Genomic DNA, 19033 nt, shown 5'->3' with positions numbered 1-19033 from the left:
CCGGCGGGCCGAGTCTGGCGTTCCTGTCGTCGAGGGCGGCGGGAGCCTCTACTCCAGCGGGCCGAGCCCGGCGTTCCCGTCACCCGAGGGCGGCGGAAACCTCCACTCCGGCAGGCCGAACCCGCCGTCCGCGTCGCCGTGAAGGTGCGGGTGGCCGGGGGAGTGCGGCGTCGGCTCTAACCGCCCACGTGGATGCCCGGCCGGCGGGCCGGGTCCTTCTCGGCGCTGCGGATGATCTCCCGGACGACCGGTGCCGTGTCGCCGCGGCCGAGGAGCAGGTAGCGGAACAGGTGGCCGAGCGGGTTGCCTTCGGACCACTCGAAGTAGCAGCGGGGGCGGACACCCGTCACGTCGCGCAGGGCCAGCAGGATCGCGGCGATCGCGTTGGGCGCCGCGGGGCTGCTCGTGCGGAGGATCCGGTAGCCGTCGATCTCCACGCCGCGCACCTGCAGGACGTTGCTGAACTCCGACGGGTCCACGACGTCGATCTCCAGGAACAGGATGTCGGCGGCGCCGGGCACCGGGTTCATCCCGCGCTGCTCGGCTTCCTTCTCGGCGTACTCGGCGTGGTCGCCCGCCTGTCGCTTGTTCGCGATGACGTTCAGGGCGCCGTCGTGGGCCAGTGAATCCGCGATGTACCGGCGAGCCTCGTCGTCGAACTCGATGCGGTCGGCGCGCAGCTCCGTCGTCCGCGAAACCCGCGACACCAGCGAAACGACGATGATGCCCAGGATGAACAGGGCCGAAATCGCGATGCCGTCGGGCTTTTCGATGACGTTTTCGACGAGCGCGTACAGCAGGACGAGCGTGAGGACGACGAAGCCCGCGGCCGCGCCGCGCTGGCGCCGCCGGACCGCCGAGATGCTGACCGCGACCGCGCCGGAGACCATCATCGCCAGGATGCCGGTCGCGTAGGCGCCGGCCTGGGCGTTGACGTCGGCGCCGAACGCGATCGTGATGAGCACGCTGATCGCGGTGTAGACCAGCACGACCGGCCGGACGGCGCGGCCCCACTCCGGTGCCATGCCGTAGGACGGCAGGTACCGCGGCACGATGTTGATCAGCCCGGCCATCGCCGAGGCGCCGGCGAACCACAGGATCAGCACGCTGCTGACGTCGTAGACGGTCCCGAAGACCTCGCCCAGTTCGCGGTGCGCGAGGAAGGCCATGGCCCGGCCGTTGGCCTCGCCGCCCTCCTTGAAGGCGTCGGCCGGGATCAGCACGGTGGTGACGAAGCTCGTCGCGATCAGGAACACCGACATGATGAGCGCGGCGGCGGTCAGCAGCTTCCGCGTGTTGCGGATCCGCGCTTCCAGCTTCTCCTCGCCGGTCTTCCCGTCGGCCGCGACCAGCGGCATCATGCTGACGCCGGTTTCGAACCCGGACAGCCCCAGCACCAGCAGCGGGAACGCGAGGACGGCCGGGCCGATGACCCCGGAGAACCCGCCGCCGCCGGCGGTGAGCGCGTCGGTCCAGTGGGACAGCGCGGTGGAGTCGCCCAGCAGGTCGATCACGCCCGCGACCGTCACCACGGCGTTGAGCAGCAGGAACACCGCGACGAGCGGGATGGCGACCCCGACGGCCTCGCTGAAGCCGAGCAGGAACACCCCGCCGAGGATCAGCAGCAGCACCACGGTGATCAGCACCGCGTGGCCGTGCAGGAAGCCCGGCAGGTAGGGGTTTTCCAGCATGTGCACGGTGGCGTCCGCCGAGGACAGCGTGATCGTGATGATCCACGACGTGGCGACGAACCCGAGCAGGGTGAGGACGAAGAGCTTGCCGCGCCAGAACGGCAGCAGGTTCTCCAGCATCGCGACCGAGCCCTGGCCGTGCGGGCTCTCGCGGGCCACCCGGCGGTACATCGGCAGCATTCCGAGCAGCGTCAGCGCGACGATCAGCAGGGTCGCCAGCGGCGAGAGCGCCCCGGCGGCGAGCGCGGCGATGCCGGGCAGGTACGACAGGGTGGAGAAGTAGTCGACGCCGGTCAGGCACATGACCTTCCACCAGGCCTGCGGCGTGCCGTGGTCCTCACCGCCGGCCCGTCCGACGGGGGCGACGCGGTGTTCCAGCAGCCACCGGGCCCCGCGCGAAGCGGGCGCCTGCGGCGGCACCGGGCTCTCCACGCTCGCCGGAATGGTCAATTCGGGTGAAGCACCCATTTCGCCCTCTCGTCCCCTCGTCCCCGTAAGCAGTGGTCATCAGCATGCCCGACCCCGCACGACCCCGCACGGGAGGCTCCGCCCGAACGGACGGCCGGTTCCAGGTACCCAGAGGGCAGGCTCGCGTACCAGGAGGCTGGGCGGGTGCGGAGGGTGTTTGCCGGTCGCGGGAGCGGGTAGCCAGCCCGTCATGCCCGGACGTGATGACTTGCCCAGCACGCTGCTGCGGTCGCCGCGCAAGGCCCAGGACACCTGGGTGGCCGCGCACGACTCCGCGCTGAAGACCTACGGCCCCGGCCGGCGGGCGCAGCAGACCGCCTTCTCGGCCCTGAAGCACACCTTCGAGAAGGTCGGCGACCACTGGGAGCCCAAGCCCGAACCCGGCCCGTCGGACGAGCAGGCCGCCGGGGGTGCCGGGCAGCGCGAAAAGCCGACCCGCGGCGGCGTCAACGCCACCGCGAGCCGGCAGCACCTCTACGAGCGGGCCAAGCAGCTCGGCATCCCCGGGCGGTCGCGGATGTCCAAAGAGGAACTCGTCACCGCGCTGGAGAAGGAGAACCGGCGCCGCACCGACCGGGCCCGCCGTTCCGGGTGAACCGGGTAGGGGCGCTCAGAAGTCGTCGGTACCGGTGAGTTCGTGCTCGAAGGCGTCCGCGCGGGCGACGACCGCCTTGAGCGGGCGCTCGAACTCCTCCTGGATGCTGAGGTCCTCCAGCGGCACGGTGTGCTTGAGCAGCGCGACGCCGTCCACCACCGCCGCGCCGCCGACCGCCGAGGCGCCGGCGAGCTCGAGCAGCCGCCGCAGGTCGACCTTGTCGGCCCAGCCGACCGGCGAAGAGATTTCGATCCACGAGCCGCCGTCGAGCTCGGCGAGGTGGTGCACCGTCACCTGCTGGGTCCGGTCCCGCGGCCCCTCCAGCCGGAACCGCAGCCAGCCCTCCGACTCCTCGAGGACCTCGTACCGCGTCCGGACAAAGTTGATCACGTCGATCCAGCTGGTCACCCGCTGCGCCTCCCGCCTTCGGCCTGCCTGCGTGGTCGAGCATCTCATGCCCGCGGGAACAACGGTCCGCTGGTCGCCGGGTGGATCCGCGGCACGAGGGATCCCGTGCCGGGCCGCCGGGCGGTGCGGTGGATTTTCGCCGGTCGCCGCCGACGGTGACCGTGGCGCCCTCGTCCATTCGGCGGCCGGGCTCCACGACCGTCAGGTGAGAAGGGAGGTGGACGCTGAACCCCGCCTCGTACCCGACGTTGCGCGACGGCCTCCTCAAGATCGCCACGGACGCGCCGGAGGGCCTCGTGGCCGACATCAGCGGGCTGGTCAGCGTGTTCTCCCTGGTCGCCAGGCGGACCGGCGCTGCGGGCCCGCCACGTGGTCGACCGCTACGTCCGGTCCGCGCCGACCTGGGGTCCGCGGCGGCGACGCTGGACCACCCGGTGCGCCGCCGGTCGTGGGCCGGCGGGAAGGTCGTGTGGGCGGTTCTGCTCCCCGGCGCGTTCGGACTGCCCGATGACGGAAGAACCGGAACCGGACCAGCCCGAGTGATTGCGGTCGCGCCCGCCGGGTGTTATCCGTTGATCCATGGGGTTGACCAAGGTCTGGCTCGCGACACTCAGTGATGGCCTGCTCCGCGCCGACCAGGTCGTCGGCTTGACGGCGCACGCGACACCGGCGCTCACCGGGAAACCGCCGCGCTGGCTGCTCGACGCGACCATCCGGTCGCCGGCGGGCAGTGGCCGCGCGGACGGCTGGGACGTCGGGATCCTCCACCGCACGCTGATCCAGACGCCGGCGGAACCGGTGGGGGCGCCGGAAGCGCTGGCCCGTCTCCTGGCCCGGCTGGACGGCGAAGACGCGGCCGGCCTGATCACCGCCGTGGCCGACAGCGGGGGCCGGAACCAGCCGGCGAGCGTGGTGCGCTTCGGCTTCCAGCCCTTCGAGAACGACGAAAGCTCCGGCGGCGCCTGACGCCGCCGGAGCCCGCGGGCGCTACTTGGTCAGCGCGGCGATCCGGCCGAGGACTTCCTCCTGGCCCAGCGCCTGCGTGATCGCGTGCAGGTCGGGACTGCGCGTCGACCCGGTGAGGGCGATGCGGATGATCTGCGAGGCCTCGCGGATGGAGCCGGGGAAGCCCTCGGGGTTCTTCTTGAACTCCTTGGCGTTGCGGGCGAAGCCGTGCTTGGCCGCGACCGCGCGGATCTGGTCGAACCACTCCTGGCCGTCGTCGAGCTGGCGGTAGTCCGCGGCGAAGTCCCGGGCCACGGCCCGCACGACCGCGGGGTCGACGCCGAGGGCGGCGATGCGCTCGTCGTCGGGCCCGGTGACGGCCGCGTGGAGCTGGGGGAAGAAGAACCCGTAGACCGCGCGGAACTCGCTCCACTTCTTCAGGTCCTTGCGCGGGTTCTCGGCGCCTTCGCGCTCCACGGCCAGCGCCCGCAGGGCCAGGTCCGGCTCCTCGTCGAGGACCCGGCGCAGTTCGGGGTCGAACCGCTCGGCCCAGGTGCGGACGGCCTCGAGGATCGTCGCGCCGGAGAGGGTCGCGATGTGGTCGGCGGCGATGTCGTCGAGCTTGACCAGGTCCACCAGCGGTCCGGCGACCCCGCACTCGTCGAGGTTGATCGGCTCGGTCAGCGCCTGCTCGAGCGGCATTTCGGCGAGCCGGCCGTTGGCGAGGCCGCGCAGGTAGTACAGGACGGCTTCGGCGGGGTAGCCGGCCTCGATGTAGAAGTCGACCGACGCTTCCGGGTCCTTGCGCTTGGACAGCTTGCGCTTGCTGCCGCCCTCCTGCTTCATCAGCGGCGCGATGTGCGCGTAGGTGACCGGCTCGAAGCCGAGCGCGGCGAACAGCTGCTGGTGCACCGGCACCGACGAGATCCACTCGTCGCCGCGGATCACCAGGTTGACCCGCATCAGGTGGTCGTCGACGGCGTGCGCGAAGTGGTAGGTGGGCAGCCGCGGGCTCTGGTCGGAGCTCTTGAGGATGACGACGTCGTTGCGGTTGGCCTCGGCCTCCAGCGGCCCGCGGATCGCGTCGGTGAAGCGGGCGCGCGCGCCGGTGTCGTCCGGGGCGCGGAACCGCACGACGTACGGGGCGCCGGCGTCCAGCTTGGCCCGCACGTCGGCCGGGTCGGCGTCGCGCCAGATCGCCCAGCTGCCGTAGTAGCCGGTGGGCAGCTTGGTGGCCTGCTGCCGCTGGGTGATGGCGGCGAGCTCTTCCTTGGTGGCGAAGTCGAGGTAGGCCTTGCCCTGGCGGAGGAGCTCGCGGACGTAGGTGAGGTAGATCCGCTCCCGGGCCGACTGCTGGTAGGGGCCGTAGCCGCCGCCGCGGTCGATGTCCTCGTCGGCGGCGAGCCCGAAGTAGCGGAAGCCGCGTTCGAACTGCTCGAGGGCGCCTTCGACCTCCCGGGACTGGTCGGTGTCCTCGACGCGGACGAGGTACCGGCCGCCGGAGCGCCGGGCGACGTCCTGGTCGATGAGGCCGACGTAGATGCCGCCGAGGTGCACGAACCCGGTCGGCGACGGGCCCAGGCGCGTGACCAGCGCGCCTTCGGGGAGGTCGCGGGCGGGGTACTGCTGCTCCCAGTGCTCGGGTTCGGGCAGGTCGGCAGGGAAGAGGGCGTCGATGACCGCTCGGTCCAGCATTGGGTGTTCTCCCCGCGTCGTGGTGCGCTTTCGTCGGCGAAGGTGGTCGTTTTCGCCGACGAAGAGCCTAGCCGTGCGGCCCGCCGGCCCGTCCGGGCAGGTGGCGCTGGGCCGGAAACCGTCGGTGCCCCGTGTGACACTGCGGGCGTGATCATCGTCTTCGAGGCCGAACTCTGGGAATGGGACGCCCGGCGCACCGACAGCTGGGTCTTCGTCAGCCTGCCCGCCGACGCGTCGGCGGACATCCGCGAGCTCGCCGCCGGGCCGCGGCGGGGCTTCGGCTCGGTGCGCGTCCGGGTGACGATCGGGGCCACGAGCTGGAAGACCTCGATCTTCCCGGACGGTTCGCGCGAGGCCTACGTGCTGCCGCTCAAGCGGGCCGTCCGGGCCGCCGAAGGCCTCGAGGTGGGCGACACCCGCACCGTGACCGTGGAGCTGGTCGACTTCTGATCGCGCGATCGGCGCGAAACACGATCGGCGGCGGAACCGATCTGCCATGATGCGGGCAACGGCCCGAGACGCACCGAGGGAGACACGATGTCCGCCCAGATGGACGAGCTGATCGCCCAGTTCCAGAACTTCCAGAGCAAGGTGCGGCAGGCGGAGGCCCGCTTCGCCGGCGTCGGCGACATGCAGGAGCGGATCGCCCGGCTGACGACCACCGTCACCTCGCCGGACGGGACCGTGACCGTCACCGCGGGCGCCGGCGGGACCATCACCGACCTGCGGCTCACCGCCGGGGCCACCCGCGTGGAGGCCGGGCAGCTGGCCGCGACGATCATGGACACCATCCGCCGGGCGGCGGCCGGGGCCGCGCAGCAGCAGGCCGGCATCGTGGACGAGGCCTTCGGCGACGCGTTCGGCGTCGACGTCTCGGCGCAGGTGCGCGAAGCCCAGGCGGAAGCGTTCGGAACCGCGGCGGCCGAACCCGCGTCGGAGGCACAGCCGCGGCAGCCGTCGCGGCCCGTCCGCCGGCCCGTCGCCGGGGATGACGACGACGACTTCGACCAGGGCCCCATCCTCCGCCGATCCTAGGGAAACCCGCGATGCCAGACGGAATTCAGACGAACATCGGCGCGATCTCCGCCTACGCCAAGCAGCTGCCGTACTACGAGCAGGAAGCGGACAAGTTCAGCGCCAAGATCGACGCGGCCGACGTCACGAACGAGGCGTGGGGGCTGGTCGGCCTCTTCGCCAAGCAGGGCTACACCGACCGCCTCGCCGAACTGCGCTCGCTGCTGACCGATCTGAAGGACGGCGTGGACGGGTTCACCACCAAGCTGACCAAGGCCGCCGAGATGTACCAGGGCGCCGAAGACGCCGGGAAGGTCACCTTCGGCCGGTACGAGGCGGAAATCGACGCGATCGGGCAGGACCGATGACCGAGCCGAAGAAGAGCATCGCCGACGCGCTGGACGTCGGGGCCTACGACGAGAGCATGGGCGCCAACCTCGACCGCGCGGCCGGGTACGTGCCGGTGGCCGGCACCGCCTACAAGGCGGGCAAGAAGATCGGCGAGCACGCCCGGCAGGCCGCGGAGGCCGACGGCCCGGCCGAGCTGGCGTCCGCGGGGGCGGCGCTGGTGGGTGACGGCGCGGCGTTCGTCGGCGCCGCGGCCGGCGACATGGTCACCTTCGCCATGGACCCGATCGGCTGGCTGGTCAGCCACGGCCTCAACATGCTGCTCGAACTGGTCCAGCCCCTCCAGGACGCCCTGCACCAGGTGACCGGCGACGGCCCGGCCATCGGGCACGCCTCGGAGAACTTCGTCACCATCGCGCAGGGCTTCGTCGCGCTCGCCGAGGACTTCGAGCGCACGGGCGACACGGCGCTGGCCGAGTGGGTGGACGACGCCGGCAACGCGGCGAAGGAAGCGCTCGGCGACTTCTCCTCCGGCATCCGCGGCATCGGCTCGGCCGCCGGTTCGGTCGCCGAGGTGCTGCAGATGTGGTCGATGGTCATGGTGGTCATCGAAGAGGTGATCAAGGGGATCATCACCGAGCTGGTGTCCTGGCTGATCACCCTGTGGCTGCCCGCGCTGGCCGCGTCGGTGATCAGCTTCGGCGGCTCGGTCGCGGCCGCGATGACCGCCTCGATCGCCAAGGCCGCGAGCGTGCTGCAGAAGGTGACGCGCTACCTCGGCAAGTTCGGCAAGCTGCTCGACAAGTTCATGGAGTTCCTGGTCCGGTACTCGGGGAAGCTCGAGGTGTTCGCCCGCAAGCTGCGCATCGGCGTGATGCCGGGTGAGACGAAGTTCGGCTTCGGCGCGGTCGCCCAGGGCTGGCAGCCGAGCAACCGGGCGCTGACGACGATGTTCGGCACCTCGGCCGGCGTCAAGCCGTTCCTCGCCGGCGCGGGCGTGAAGGCCGGCATCGGGGCGGGCAAGGGCGCCTTCGCCGAAGGCAAGGAAGCCGTCACGCCGGAGGGGGACGAGCCGTGGTTCGACAAGAGCGAGATCGGCGGCGACCGGAGCCCGGAGCAGACGCGCGGGGACCTGGACATTTGAGCGAGCGCATCGAGAACTGGGCGCAGGAGACCCGGGTCCGGCCCGGGCACCGCGAGCGGGTCGAGGCGCTGCTGCGGGACCGGTGGCACGAGCCGGTCATCGTGCTGCACTTCGGCGACACCGACGTCGGCTACGACGTCCCCGGCCGCCGCGAGGACGGCACCGTCCAGGGGAAGCGGCTCGTCCGGCGGTTCTTCTGGAACGTCCTGCGGGGGATCGGCGCCGCGGTGTTCGCCGTGTTCGCCCTGGCTCACGGCGAACGGCCGGGTCTGCCGTTCCGGCGGACGATCGGCGTGTCGGGCCCGGAGAACGCGATGGCGCTCGACCTGGCCGACCGGCTGCGCTCCGTGGGGGGCGCGTGGTTCGCGTGCTCGCCGTCGTGCCTGGCGGTGGTGGACACCGGGCCGACCGCCACCGACCCGGGCGACGCGCCGCCGCCGAGGATCGTCTGGGAGGCGCGCAAGCCGCAGGCGCCGGAGCTCAGCTTCCGCAAGAGCACGCTGACCTGGCCGGACGGCTCGGTCTTCCGGCTGCCCGTGCAGGGCCGCACCGAGCAGCAGCACCTGCGGAAGTTCGTCGAGTTCCCGGACGTCGTCCACTGGAACGGCCGTTAGTGGTGATGTCCGGGGGAGGGTGGCTCGCCGGTTGACCCGGGGGCCTGGACATCACCGCGAGTCCTCGCACGGGAGGCGCGCCCACACGACCTTGCCGTCGTCGTGGTGGCTCACGCCCCAGTCGAGGGCGAGCTCGTCGACGAGCAGCAGGCCCCGGCCGCCGGAGCGGCCCGGCGCCCGCTGCCGCGGTTCGCCGCGCCCGGTGTCGGCGACGGCCACGGTGACCACGCACGGGTCGCGGGTGAGGTGGAGCCGCAGCTGGCTGGGGCCGGTGGCGTGGACGTAGGCGTTCTCCAGCAGCTCCCCGACCACGATGACGGCGTCGACCCGGTCGGTCTCGGCGAGCGCGGCCAGCTTGGCCGCGGCCCACCGGCGCGCGGAGGCCAGCCCCGCGGGATCCGCCCCGGCGACGTCCAGCACCTGCCACCCCGGCTCTTGTGCCGTTCCCCAGTTCACTCGCACCGTGCGACTCCTCCTTTGCGGAGGGCCTACCCGGTGACGCGGCCGATACTCATCCGGCGGGCGTTCGTTCGGCCGAGCTCGCTAGGGCAGCCCGATGCGCCAGAGGAAGGCCGCGCGCAGGGCCGCGATGAGAGCTTCGTCGTCGACCTCGCTGGGACGCTCGCCCATCGGGAGCCAGAGGCCTTCGTCCGGGATGCCGGCGATGACGCGCGTGAGCGTGACGCCCGGATAGGTGAGTGTCTCCCGCCCGCCGTCGACGTCGGAGACGCAGACGTGCCGGGACTCCGCCCGGACGAGCACCTGCCGCTGGTCGTTCATGTCGCGCGTCTTCCCGGAACCGAAAGTCAGGCCGCCGTCCAGCATAGACACGCGAAGCGGCGAACACCTTCGGGCGAACAGCCGATTCTCGTTCACATCAGTTCGAAAACCGCGGTGTCCCACCATCTCCGCTGGCGGGCACGGCGCGCTCCGAGGGGGGAGAGAGCACGCCGTGTCCGTGCTCCGAACGCTACGCCGCGGGAAGGCCGGTGGCGGGGGAACCACTCGTACGCCGGAGCAGCACGCAGTGACGCGCCGGTTTTGTCGGTGGTCACCGATACGCTGGAACCGGGGGGCGCCCCCGCGGGCGGCGGGAGGCGCGGCGACTCGCCAGGTGGGCCGTTCGCGTTGATGGGCAACGGTTTCGGCGACCGAAAGCCGGTTGCCCGCCGAATCGGCCGGTCGCTGCGGGGGAGCAGGGCGCACGCCGAAGTGATGTCGGGTCGACGGGGTATCGCGGGTCCGGCGGTGGTGCCGCGGCCGAACCGGACTCACGAACCCGAAGTGCGCCGCCGAACCGAACTCACGAACCCGGAGTGCGCCGTTGCGGCCGGACGACCCGGAGTGCGCCGCCGAACCGAACCCGCGCCACAAGACCCAAACCCGCACAACCGGGTTGCTGTGCGCAAAACGCCACTGGGCGAATTGCCCGGTACCTATCTTTCGTCCTGTCCGACGAAAGTCGGTACCGTCCCGCCCGGCCGCGGGATCACCCTCGGACGCACCGGATCACCGGTGCCGGCCCCGCGCCGGCTCACTCCGGCGCGGTCACCCCGGCGCCGGCCCCTCCTCGATCGCGAAAGGGAGTCACCGGCATGCGCAGAACGTTCCCGGGACACCGCTCCGCCACCACCCTCGTGGCCGCCGCCGCGGTCATCGGCTTCCTCACGCCCGTCTCCGCCGGTGCCACCGCCATCGACGGCTACTCCGCCGCCGTGCAGCGGGAAGCCGTCGCTTCCCTCGCCGCGGAAGCCGGGATCAGCGAGTCCGCCGCCGTTGCGCTGCTGCGTACGCAGGCAGCCAGTGTCGACACCCTGCAGCGCGTCACCGCTTCCCTCGGGTCGCGCGCCGCCGACGGCTACCTCGATGCCGCCGCCAAGCCCGTCGTCAACGTGCTGGACCAGGCCGCCGCCGAGCAGGCCGTCCGGGCCGGTGCGCAGGCGCGGCTGGTCAAGCACTCCAGTGCCGCGCTGGCGAGCGCGCAGGACGCCCTGCAGGCGCTGCCCGCGGTGGCGCACACCTCGATCGGGCTCGACCCGAAGGCCAACCAGGTCGTGCTGACCGTCGCCGGCGCCGCCAAGGGCACCGAAGCGCTGCTGAAGGCGGCCGGGTCGCTCGGTGACCGGGTTCGCGTGGAGCGCGTCGCCGGGGAGATGCACACCGCGATCTACAACGGCGAAGCCATCACCGGCGGCGGCACGCGCTGCTCGGCCGGCTTCAACACCAACCGCGGCGGCCAGAACTACCTCATCGACGCCGGGCACTGCACCCGCGCCGTTTCCCAGTGGAACGTCGGGCCGTCGCAGGGTGCCAGCTTCCCCACCAACGACTACGGCCTGATCCGCAACACCACCGGGAGCGCGCCGGGTGCGGTCACCCTGTGGAACGGCTCCACCCAGCGGATCACCTCCGCCGGCACCGCGACCGTCGGGCAGCGGATCAGCAAGAGCGGCAGCACCACCCACCTCACCTCGGGGTCGGTGCAGCGGACCAACGTGACGGTGAACTACGCCGAAGGCTCGGTGTACCAGCTGATCCAGACCAACGCGCTGGTCAACCCCGGTGACTCCGGCGGCTGCCTGTTCGCCGGCAGCGTCGGCCTGGGCATCACCTCCGGCATGGGCGGTGGGAGCTCCTACTTCCAGCCCGTCGGCGAGGCGCTGAGCGCGTACGGCGTCACCCTCAACTGAAGCGACGCCGGTGGGGGCGCCACGCCGGTGCCCCCACCGGTGCGTCAGTCGCGGCGGTGGAAGATCAGCCGGTAGCCGGCCAGGATGATCAGGGCGCCCAGGATGGCCAGGCCCCAGGTGCGCAGGTCGAAGAACGTGCCGAGTTCGGTGTGGAACAGCGTCTTGCCCACCCAGCCGCCGACGAACGCGCCGGCGATGCCCAGCAGGATCGTGATGATGCAGCCGCCCGGGTCCTTGCCGGGCATGAGGGCTTTCGCGATCACCCCGGCGATGAGACCCAGCACGATCCAGGCGATGATGCCCACGGGGTGTCCTCTCGTCCGCTACCTCTTGCGGGCACAGGATGGCAGGCACCGGCCCCGGGAGCGCCGAGCCACGCCGACGCGAACCCGATCTTGCCGGCCGAACGGGAAAGCCCGCCCGGGGGAATCGTCCCGGACGGGCCTTTCGCGTGTTCCGGCCGGCTCAGCCGCCGCCGTAGGTGGCCTGGGTGACCGCGAAGACGTTGCGGTTGCCCGCGCCTTCCTGCAGCGACCACAGCAGGTCGGCCGCGGTGTCGTCCTCCCAGTAGGAAATGCTCTCGCCACCGCTGACCCAGGCGAAGGTCTGCGCGGCGGCCGCGGGCTTCCAGTAGTAGAGCTGCTTCTGGCCCGACGACTGGAACCACCAGCGGCCGTTGTGCGAAGCCACGCCGTTGAGCTTGTACCAGGGCAGCTGCAACGCCTGGCTCGCCGTGGTCGTGGCGGCGAAGACGCCGGAGGAGGCGAACGGGTAGCGGATCGCCCGCGGCGCCCGGTTCGGGTAGTCCGTGCAGCCGGACGAGCAGGTGTACTCGGTCATCACGATCGACTTGCTGACGCGGTCGAGGGAGATCGACGACCACGCGAGGTTCGTGCCCGATGTCGTCTTCGAGGAGATCGTGCCGACCTGCGGCAGGACGTAGGCGTAGTTGTGGGCGTAGTACGTGCTGCCGCTCTGCTGGCCGATCTGGTCGGCGGTGCCGCCGCTGCTGGTCTTCAGGATCTTGCGCATGTCGAACACGCGCATGCCCTTCCCGGTGTCGGCGACGTACAGGTAGTCGCCGTACCAGGACATGCCGCCGACGTGGATCGGGATGTCCTTGAAGTCCGGTGCGTCCGCGGTCCCGGTCGGCTCGACCAGGAGGATCTTGCGGTAGGCGTTCGGGTAGTCGGCGTCCCAGTCGACCAGGGTGATCCGGCTGCGTTCCTGGCCGCCGTCACAGCTGTCCTTGGTGTACCAGCTGACCGCGACGAGCTGGTGCCCGTCGTAGTTGCCGCCGTTGGCGGTCCCCACGGCGTCGCGGCTGGTGGTGATGCCCTGCGGGTAGTTGGTGCAGTCGGAGTTGTCGCCGCTGTCGAACCGGAACCCGGTCGAGAGCCCGGCGACGGAGAACGACGACGGCAGGGCGGTGCGGTCGTGGTTCGCGTTCTCCATCACGGTGTGGACGGCCGCGGTGCCGAGTTTCGACACCAGGGCGCTGTTCACCGCGTCGAACTGGTTGTAGTTGGCGGTCAGGGTGTATTGGTCGGCGGGCAGGGTCGACGGCGCGGCCGCGGCGGCGGACGCCGGTGCGGCCGCCAGGCCCGCCAGCACGCCGGCGGCCAGCACGGCCTGCGCGATGCGGTGGTGCAGTGACATCGGAACCTCGGTGGTCGGCGCCCGGACTGGTCGCCGGGCTGGTGATGCCGCCGATCGTCGGGCCTGCCCGTACAAGAGGCGTACAAATACCGTTTCGGGGCTGTCGCACTGAGGGGCCGGGTCCACTGAGGACGGTCGGCCCCGGCGTCCGGTGGATCCACCCGTGAAAGTCCACATCGGACACGTCTCCACCGGGCTCGGCTCGGTGAACCGGCCCAGGACGGCGATCGCGACGCCGGGCTGAGCCGGCCGGTCACCGCGCCGCCCGCCGGTCGAGCACCTTCAGCGACTGCTCGCACCACCGCAGGTTCTCCCGCTCGAACGACAGTCCCCGCATCAGCGTCAGGTACGGGCCGACCCGCTCGGCTTCGGCGAGGTAGTCGTCTTCGAAGCGGCCGTCCAGCAGCCGGGCGCGCAGCCGTTCGTAGCCGGCGATCTTGGTTTCCGCCCGGGCCATCCGCTCGGCCAGTGCGCGCCGGACCGCCGCCTCGTCGCCCGCGTCCACGGCCTGGACCTGCACCAGCAGCTCGTCGCGGATCACGCCCGGGCGGGGCGGGCGGGCCGTGAAGCCGTGCAGCGCCCGGTGCCCGGCCTCGGTGAGGGAGAACAGCCGCTTGTCCGGCCGCCGCTCCTGGTGGACCACCCGGGCGCGCACCAGACCGTCGGCCGCCATGCGGTCGAGTTCCCGGTAGAGCTGCTGCGGGGTGGCCGCCCAGAAGTTCGCCACCGAGGCGTCGAACCCCTTCGCCAGGTCGTAGCCCGACGCCTCGCCTTCGAGCAGCGCCGCCATCAGCGCGTGGCGCAGTGCCATACTCAACTAGTTGACTGCTTCGCGCTGAATCCGGTCGAACTGCGCCGCCATCGCCTCGGCGAGGGCCTGCGCCGCGGACAGCGGCCGGACCATCACGGTGAACTCGTCGATCAGGCCGGCTTCGTCGAGGTGCAGGAAGTCGCAGCCCTCGATCCGCACGTCCCCGATCCGGGCCTCGAAGACGAGGGCGTGGTCCCGGCCTTCGCCGCCGGTGAGCTCGCGGACGTACCGGAAGTCCTCGAACACCCGCAGCACGCCGCGCAGGATCGCGGCGGTGATCGCCTTGCCGGGGTACGGCCGGAACGCCACCGGGCTGCGGAACACGACGTTCTCCGCCAGCGTCGCGGCCATGGCGTCGGGATCGCGTGCCTCGACGGCCTTGCGGAAGCTGCTCATGCCCACCTGCCCTACTCAATTTGTTGACTATATCGGCTAGCGTACCTCCTCGGATCCCGGCCGGTGACCCCAGTCGCCGTATAACGACCTACACGTCGGCGCTGCGCGGCTCGTACCGGGCGCGCAGCGCCTTCTTGTCCGGCTTGCCGAGGCCGGTCATCGGCAGCGACTCCGCCACGATCACCTGCTTGGGCACGTGCACCGGGCCCTTGCGCTCGCGCACCGCCGCCTGGATCTCGGCGGTGAGCTTCCCGAGGTCGCCGTCCGCGTCCTCGCGCAGGACCACGACCGCCGTCACCGCCTCGCCCCACTTCTCGTCCGGCGTGCCGATCACCCCGACCTGGGCGACCGCCGGGTGCTCGGCGACGACGTCCTCGACCTCGCGGGGGAACACGTTGAACCCGCCGGTGACGATCATGTCCTTGACCCGGTCGACGATGAACCAGAAGCCGTCCTCGTCTTCGCGGGCGACGTCGCCGGTGTGCAGCCAGCCGTCGCGGAAGGTCTCGGCGGTGATCTCCGGCAGGTTCCAGTAGCCGCCGGCGAGCAGCGGGCCGGCCACGCAGATCTCGCCCGGCTCGCCCGGGGCCACCGGGGTGCCGTCCGGGCCGAGCAGCGCCGTGCGCAGGAAGGCCGACGGGCGGCCGCAGGAGGCCAGCCGCGCGTCGTCGTGGTCGCCCTTGGCGAGGTAGCTGATCGCCATCGGCGCTTCGGACTGGCCGTAGTACTGGGCGAAGATCGGGCCGAACCGGTCGATCGCCTCGCGCAGGCGCACCGGGTTGATCGACGCCGCCCCGTAGTACACCGTCTGCAGCGAAGAGAGGTCCCGCGTGCGCGAGTCGGGGTGGTCCATCAGCGCGTAGAGCATGGTGGGCACCAGCATGGTCGCGGTGATCCGCTGCTCTTCGACGATCCGCAGGACTTCGGCGGGGTCGAACTTCGGGACCACGATCAGCGAGCCGCCCTTGAGCAGCGTCGGGGCGAAGAAGGCCGCGCCGGCGTGCGAAAGCGGGGTGCAGATCAGGAACTTCGGCGCCTCGGGCCACTCCCATTCGGCCAGCTGGATCTGCGTCATCGTGGTCATCGCCTGCGCGGTGCCCATGACACCCTTGGGCTTGCCGGTCGTCCCGCCGGTGTAGGTGATCGAGACGACCTGGTCCGGCGGCAGCGCGGCGGGCACGAGCGGCCGCGGGTCGAACGTCGCGGCGGCCGCGGTCAGGTCCTTGCCGACGTGGGCCAGCCGCTCGGGCACCGGGCCGATGGTGAGCACCTGGGTCAGGCCGGAGACCTTCTCGAGCAGGCCGAGGGCGCGGTCGACGAAGGCGGGCACGGGGTCGATGACGAGCGTGGTGATCCCGGCGTCGCCGAGGATGTAGGCGTGGTCGTCGAGCGAGCCGAGCGGGTGCAGCGCGGTGCGCCGCGACCCCTGCAGCTGGCCGGCGGCGATGATGAGCAGGACTTCCGGCCGGTTCAGCGACAGCAGCGCGACGGGCGCGCCCGTGCCGGCGCCGAGCGCCTCGAAGGCCTGCGCGTACTGGCTGACCTGCTCGGCGGTCCGGCCCCCGGTCATCGTGGTCTCGCCCAGCACCATGACCGGCTTGTCCCGGTGGCGTTTCAGGGCGGAGACGACCAGGTGGCCGAGGTGGTTCGGATACCGCATCGCCTGCTCGTCCATCCCGGTCCCTTCCACGGCGCAAGACTAGAACACGTTACTGTTCTCGACACGATACGGCGGATGGGAAGGGTTTGTCAGGTGGGTCGCGTGGTGGAACAGGTTTCAGTGAGTTCCGTGCCGGGACGTCGTGAGTGGTGAAGCGGGTGCTCACCCGCTTGACCACTCACGACCGGCGCCCTACCTGGGCGGCGAGGCGGGGTAGCCGCGGTTCACCGCGACCGCCGACACGCTCAGGTACCCGTCGAACAGGGCCTTCGTGTCGCTGTCGGCCTCGAACTCCGGCGCGGGCGTCACCGGGTTGTACGACAGCTGGTACGTCACGTCGCCCGACGGCACGTACGTCACCCAGCCCTGGGCCACCCGGCCGACCTTCGTCCAGCGCACCGGCGACGGTCCGGAGCCCGGCGTGACGTCCGGCTGGTTGACGTTCACCAGCACCATGTCCCGCGCGAACGTCCACACCCGGGGCGAGGAGAGCAGCCGGACAACGGCGTCGGCCGCGGCCGTGTACGTCTCCGTCGACGGCGGGGGTGCCACGCGCGTCCCGGCGCTGACCGCCACCGTCGGGATGCCCCGCTCGACCGCCGCCGTGGCGGCGCCGACCGTGCCGGACAGGTTGATCGAGACGTCGGTGTTCGGGCCCGCGTTCACCCCGGAAACGACCAGGTCCGGGCCCGTGGTCCAGCCGAGCCGCTGCGGCAGGACGCCGGTCAGCGCGAGCTCGGCCACGTCCGCCGGCGTGATCGACGGGCTGCCCGGGCCGCACGGGGTGCCGCCCTGGCACGCGCCCAGTACCAGCCCGTGCCCCGGCGCGTCCGCGCAGTCCGCGGCGAATTCGGCCGGCACCGCCAGGGGCGGGGCCACGGACGCCGCGGGGGAGCCCGCCGTCGACCGGCTCTTCGCGCCCTGGGACGCCCACGGGCCGACGATCGCCACGTCGGCGCCGGCCCGGCACAGGGCCCGCCGGAGCACGTAGATGCCGCGCCCGTCCGAGCCGTCGGGCTTCGCCGCCTGCACCGAGTCGTCGTTGACCAGCAGCACCTTCTTGCCCCCCAGCGAAACCGGGTGATCGGGCCGCGGGCTCGCCTGGGCGGGCGCGGCCAGCGACAGGGCCACCGCCGCCGCGACCGCGACGCGCACAGCCTTGAACCGCATCGCCACCTCCTCATCTGTTCGGAATCGGAGGGCCAGGGTAGCGGGGACAGCGGTCGCGGGGCGGTGTTTCCGTGGTTTCCACGGCGCGAGCCCGCCCCGGCGCCGAGGCGGGCTTCGCTCCTTTGTGGACGGTTACGGCACCGGTGCCGCCTGCGCCCTGGCGACGGCTTCGTCCCGGTCGGGCGGCAGCAGGTAGCCGGCTCGCAGGGCCCGGTCCGCCGCCGCGGTGAACTTCGCGACGTAGGTGGCGTGGTCCGGGTAGAGCTGCCGGATCCGGTCCGGGGTCAGCGGCGTGGTCGTGCCCAGCAGCAGGCACGCGCCCGGCACGTTGCCGCCGCTGTTGTTCGGCGCGTAGGACGCCACGGGGACGTCGAAGTCGGGCAGCCGGACACCGCCGAGGGCGTTCTGGTCACCGTCGCGCAGGATGATGAGGTTGAGCAGCATCGAGATCGGCGCCGCCGTGGGCGGGGCCGCGCCGCCGCGCGCCCAGCGGTCGAGGTGGCGGAACGCGGCGTTCTCCGCGTACCGGAACGTCATGCTGTTGACCGGCTTGTCGCACGTCGTCGGGGCGCCGTCGTTGATCGAGCGGTCCCGGGCGTTGGCCGCGTTGTACAGGTTCAGGCCGTACTGGTCGGCGTGCGCGGTGCCGGCGACCTCCCAGGTCCGCACCCGGGCGGTGTCCTGGCGGACCGAGGCCGACGCGACGACGTCGGTCTCCGACTGCAGGACGAACACCGGGACGCCGAGGTCGGTGCGGATCCGGGCCGACAGCGGGCCGAGAACGCCGTCGCCGATCGGGGCCGCCAGCGCGGCCCGGCCGTGGATCAGGAAGCCGTCGTGGCTGCGCCGCACCGGCTGGATCGCGTTCGCGTAGGTGGTCAGCCGCAGTGCGGACTGCGAGTGCCCGGTGCCCAGCACGGTGAGAGGCCCCGTCCGGCCGCCCAGCAGCTGCGGGTTCGCCCGGACGGCCTGCGCGGCCTGGGCGAAGATGTCGTAGGAAAGGGCGTCACCGCTGATGTTCACCGCGCCGTAGCGTCCGGGGTCGAGGCTCTTGAGCTTGTCGGCCCCGGCCTTCTGGGTCGTCACGCCGACGTAGGCGTGGCCTTCACGGATGAAGTGTTCGTAGGACTGCGAGAAGTCGACCGGGATGTCGACGCCGAAGCTGACGTTGAGCCATTCGACCACCACCGTGCCGGTGAACCGGGCGGCGTCGCGCGGCCGCACCACGACCATCCGGGTAGTGTACGGGTTGCCGGTGGTGGCCACGCGCGTGGTCCAGCGGCCGTCTTCGGTCCACAGCCCCACCTGGTCGAACGTGTCGGCCTGGCCGGAGAGCAGGTATTCCTCCTCGACGTACCCGCGAGCGGCGAGGTCCAGGACGCCTTGGGCGCCGCTGACCGGCCAGCCCCGCCCGGCGTTCGCGGGCACCGCCGTGACGGTGGGGGCGGCGGCGGACGGCGCGGCCGGGGCGGTCCCGGTGATCAGGACGGATGCCAGGAGCACGGTCAGCAGCACGAGCAGGGCTCTGCGCATGGGTAAACCCTTCTGGTGGTCGACGGTGCGGGAGCGGCTCCCGGCGCCCGTACCGTCCACAACGGACACTGGGCGGCGACCCGCGGGCCACCGCCTTTGTCTTCTACTCGCCGGTAATGGCGGGGGCAACGCCGTGTCCGCGAACCGGCGGGAAGACGCCCGGAAACGCTCAGCGATGTGACAAGCCGGCGG

Annotated in this window: 20 protein-coding genes; 8 read left to right on the top strand and 12 right to left on the bottom strand. The window is 71.9% G+C overall.

Features of this window, described 5'->3' with window-relative positions:
• Positions 1–176 precede the first annotated feature (176 nt).
• On the bottom strand, positions 177–2159 hold the full coding sequence (locus tag DV20_RS36170; protein WP_043787855.1) for an APC family permease: 1983 nt from the start codon (positions 2157–2159) through the stop codon (positions 177–179).
• A gap of 190 nt (positions 2160–2349) precedes the next feature.
• Here DV20_RS36170 and DV20_RS36165 point away from each other — a divergent pair, with 190 nt between their 5' ends.
• Entirely contained in the window at positions 2350–2754 is a 405-nt protein-coding gene (locus tag DV20_RS36165) for a ChaB family protein (RefSeq protein WP_043787854.1), read from the top strand.
• A 15-nt stretch (positions 2755–2769) separates the two neighbouring features.
• On the opposite strand, the gene DV20_RS36160 is transcribed toward DV20_RS36165, so the two are convergent.
• Positions 2770–3162, bottom strand: coding sequence for a hypothetical protein (locus DV20_RS36160; RefSeq protein WP_043787853.1), 393 nt, complete (start codon positions 3160–3162; stop codon positions 2770–2772).
• Positions 3163–3741: 579 nt separating this feature from the next.
• Here DV20_RS36160 and DV20_RS36155 point away from each other — a divergent pair.
• Complete coding sequence (locus DV20_RS36155; RefSeq protein WP_043787852.1) at positions 3742–4128, top strand: hypothetical protein; 387 nt, start codon at positions 3742–3744, stop codon at positions 4126–4128.
• A gap of 21 nt (positions 4129–4149) precedes the next feature.
• Here DV20_RS36155 and DV20_RS36150 read toward each other — a convergent pair whose 3' ends face one another.
• Positions 4150–5802, bottom strand: coding sequence for a glutamate--tRNA ligase (locus tag DV20_RS36150; RefSeq protein WP_043787851.1), 1653 nt, complete (start codon positions 5800–5802; stop codon positions 4150–4152).
• Between the two features lie 147 nt (positions 5803–5949).
• On the opposite strand from DV20_RS36150, the gene DV20_RS36145 reads away from it, so the two are divergent.
• The 5 genes from DV20_RS36145 (at position 5950) to DV20_RS36125 (ending at position 8922) form a co-directional block, all read left to right on the top strand.
• Positions 5950–6252 carry a DUF1905 domain-containing protein gene (locus DV20_RS36145; RefSeq protein ID WP_043787850.1) on the top strand — a complete coding sequence of 101 codons (303 nt, stop codon included), beginning with the start codon at positions 5950–5952 and terminating at the stop codon, positions 6250–6252.
• Positions 6253–6339: 87 nt separating this feature from the next.
• Positions 6340–6837, top strand: a complete 498-nt coding sequence (locus tag DV20_RS36140) for a YbaB/EbfC family nucleoid-associated protein (RefSeq protein ID WP_043787849.1) — start codon at positions 6340–6342, stop codon at positions 6835–6837.
• 11 nt (positions 6838–6848) lie between these two features.
• Complete coding sequence (locus DV20_RS36135; RefSeq protein ID WP_043787848.1) at positions 6849–7184, top strand: hypothetical protein; 336 nt, start codon at positions 6849–6851, stop codon at positions 7182–7184.
• A complete protein-coding gene (locus DV20_RS36130) occupies positions 7181–8308 on the top strand; it encodes a hypothetical protein (RefSeq protein ID WP_043787846.1) in 1128 nt (375 codons plus the stop codon). The genes DV20_RS36135 and DV20_RS36130 overlap by 4 nt, the downstream gene beginning before the upstream one ends.
• Positions 8305–8922 carry a hypothetical protein gene (locus DV20_RS36125; protein WP_043787845.1) on the top strand — a complete coding sequence of 206 codons (618 nt, stop codon included), beginning with the start codon at positions 8305–8307 and terminating at the stop codon, positions 8920–8922. The genes DV20_RS36130 and DV20_RS36125 overlap by 4 nt, the downstream gene beginning before the upstream one ends.
• A gap of 51 nt (positions 8923–8973) precedes the next feature.
• Here DV20_RS36125 and DV20_RS36120 read toward each other — a convergent pair whose 3' ends face one another.
• The gene (locus DV20_RS36120) at positions 8974–9384 is read right to left on the bottom strand and encodes an ATP-binding protein (RefSeq protein WP_043787844.1); all 411 of its coding nucleotides are present in this window, start codon (positions 9382–9384) and stop codon (positions 8974–8976) included.
• A gap of 81 nt (positions 9385–9465) precedes the next feature.
• Entirely contained in the window at positions 9466–9747 is a 282-nt protein-coding gene (locus DV20_RS36115; protein WP_043787843.1) for a hypothetical protein, read from the bottom strand.
• 770 nt (positions 9748–10517) lie between these two features.
• Between DV20_RS36115 and DV20_RS36110 the strand changes: the two genes are divergently transcribed.
• A complete protein-coding gene (locus DV20_RS36110; protein ID WP_043787842.1) occupies positions 10518–11612 on the top strand; it encodes a S1 family peptidase in 1095 nt (364 codons plus the stop codon).
• 44 nt (positions 11613–11656) lie between these two features.
• Here DV20_RS36110 and DV20_RS36105 read toward each other — a convergent pair whose 3' ends face one another.
• The 7 genes from DV20_RS36105 to DV20_RS36075 all read right to left on the bottom strand — a co-directional run bounded on the left by DV20_RS36105 (position 11657) and on the right by DV20_RS36075 (position 18841).
• Positions 11657–11917 carry a GlsB/YeaQ/YmgE family stress response membrane protein gene (locus DV20_RS36105; RefSeq protein WP_043787841.1) on the bottom strand — a complete coding sequence of 87 codons (261 nt, stop codon included), beginning with the start codon at positions 11915–11917 and terminating at the stop codon, positions 11657–11659.
• 160 nt (positions 11918–12077) lie between these two features.
• Positions 12078–13271, bottom strand: coding sequence for a hypothetical protein (locus DV20_RS36100; protein WP_043787840.1), 1194 nt, complete (start codon positions 13269–13271; stop codon positions 12078–12080).
• Positions 13272–13524: 253 nt separating this feature from the next.
• Positions 13525–14082, bottom strand: a complete 558-nt coding sequence (locus DV20_RS36095) for a PadR family transcriptional regulator (protein ID WP_043787839.1) — start codon at positions 14080–14082, stop codon at positions 13525–13527.
• A gap of 6 nt (positions 14083–14088) precedes the next feature.
• Positions 14089–14478, bottom strand: a complete 390-nt coding sequence (locus DV20_RS36090; protein WP_043787837.1) for a nuclear transport factor 2 family protein — start codon at positions 14476–14478, stop codon at positions 14089–14091.
• 88 nt (positions 14479–14566) lie between these two features.
• Complete coding sequence (fadD8, locus tag DV20_RS36085) at positions 14567–16168, bottom strand: fatty-acid--CoA ligase FadD8 (protein ID WP_235191089.1); 1602 nt, start codon at positions 16166–16168, stop codon at positions 14567–14569.
• A 162-nt stretch (positions 16169–16330) separates the two neighbouring features.
• Positions 16331–17308, bottom strand: a complete 978-nt coding sequence (gene surE / locus DV20_RS36080) for a 5'/3'-nucleotidase SurE (protein ID WP_043787834.1) — start codon at positions 17306–17308, stop codon at positions 16331–16333.
• 132 nt (positions 17309–17440) lie between these two features.
• Positions 17441–18841, bottom strand: a complete 1401-nt coding sequence (locus DV20_RS36075) for an alpha/beta hydrolase domain-containing protein (RefSeq protein ID WP_200876568.1) — start codon at positions 18839–18841, stop codon at positions 17441–17443.
• Positions 18842–19033 lie beyond the last annotated feature (192 nt).

This window comes from Amycolatopsis rifamycinica, from assembly GCF_000695625.1.
Taxonomy (GTDB): domain Bacteria; phylum Actinomycetota; class Actinomycetes; order Mycobacteriales; family Pseudonocardiaceae; genus Amycolatopsis; species Amycolatopsis rifamycinica.
The sequence above is the reverse complement of the archived record's forward strand: the minus strand, read 5'-3'. Positions and strand labels throughout refer to the sequence as shown.

Coding starts and splice junctions, on each gene's coding strand:
- DV20_RS36100 (WP_043787840.1), bottom strand. CDS start 13,271: ATGTCACTGCACCACCGCATCGCGCAGGCCGTGCTGGCCGCCGGCGTG.
- DV20_RS36140 (WP_043787849.1), top strand. CDS start 6,340: ATGTCCGCCCAGATGGACGAGCTGATCGCCCAGTTCCAGAACTTCCAG.
- surE (WP_043787834.1), bottom strand. CDS start 17,308: ATGCGGTTCAAGGCTGTGCGCGTCGCGGTCGCGGCGGCGGTGGCCCTG.
- DV20_RS36170 (WP_043787855.1), bottom strand. CDS start 2,159: ATGGGTGCTTCACCCGAATTGACCATTCCGGCGAGCGTGGAGAGCCCG.
- DV20_RS36115 (WP_043787843.1), bottom strand. CDS start 9,747: ATGCTGGACGGCGGCCTGACTTTCGGTTCCGGGAAGACGCGCGACATG.
- DV20_RS36075 (WP_200876568.1), bottom strand. CDS start 18,841: ATGCGCAGAGCCCTGCTCGTGCTGCTGACCGTGCTCCTGGCATCCGTC.
- DV20_RS36090 (WP_043787837.1), bottom strand. CDS start 14,478: ATGAGCAGCTTCCGCAAGGCCGTCGAGGCACGCGATCCCGACGCCATG.
- DV20_RS36135 (WP_043787848.1), top strand. CDS start 6,849: ATGCCAGACGGAATTCAGACGAACATCGGCGCGATCTCCGCCTACGCC.
- DV20_RS36130 (WP_043787846.1), top strand. CDS start 7,181: ATGACCGAGCCGAAGAAGAGCATCGCCGACGCGCTGGACGTCGGGGCC.
- DV20_RS36155 (WP_043787852.1), top strand. CDS start 3,742: ATGGGGTTGACCAAGGTCTGGCTCGCGACACTCAGTGATGGCCTGCTC.
- DV20_RS36150 (WP_043787851.1), bottom strand. CDS start 5,802: ATGCTGGACCGAGCGGTCATCGACGCCCTCTTCCCTGCCGACCTGCCC.
- DV20_RS36095 (WP_043787839.1), bottom strand. CDS start 14,082: ATGGCACTGCGCCACGCGCTGATGGCGGCGCTGCTCGAAGGCGAGGCG.
- DV20_RS36110 (WP_043787842.1), top strand. CDS start 10,518: ATGCGCAGAACGTTCCCGGGACACCGCTCCGCCACCACCCTCGTGGCC.
- DV20_RS36165 (WP_043787854.1), top strand. CDS start 2,350: ATGCCCGGACGTGATGACTTGCCCAGCACGCTGCTGCGGTCGCCGCGC.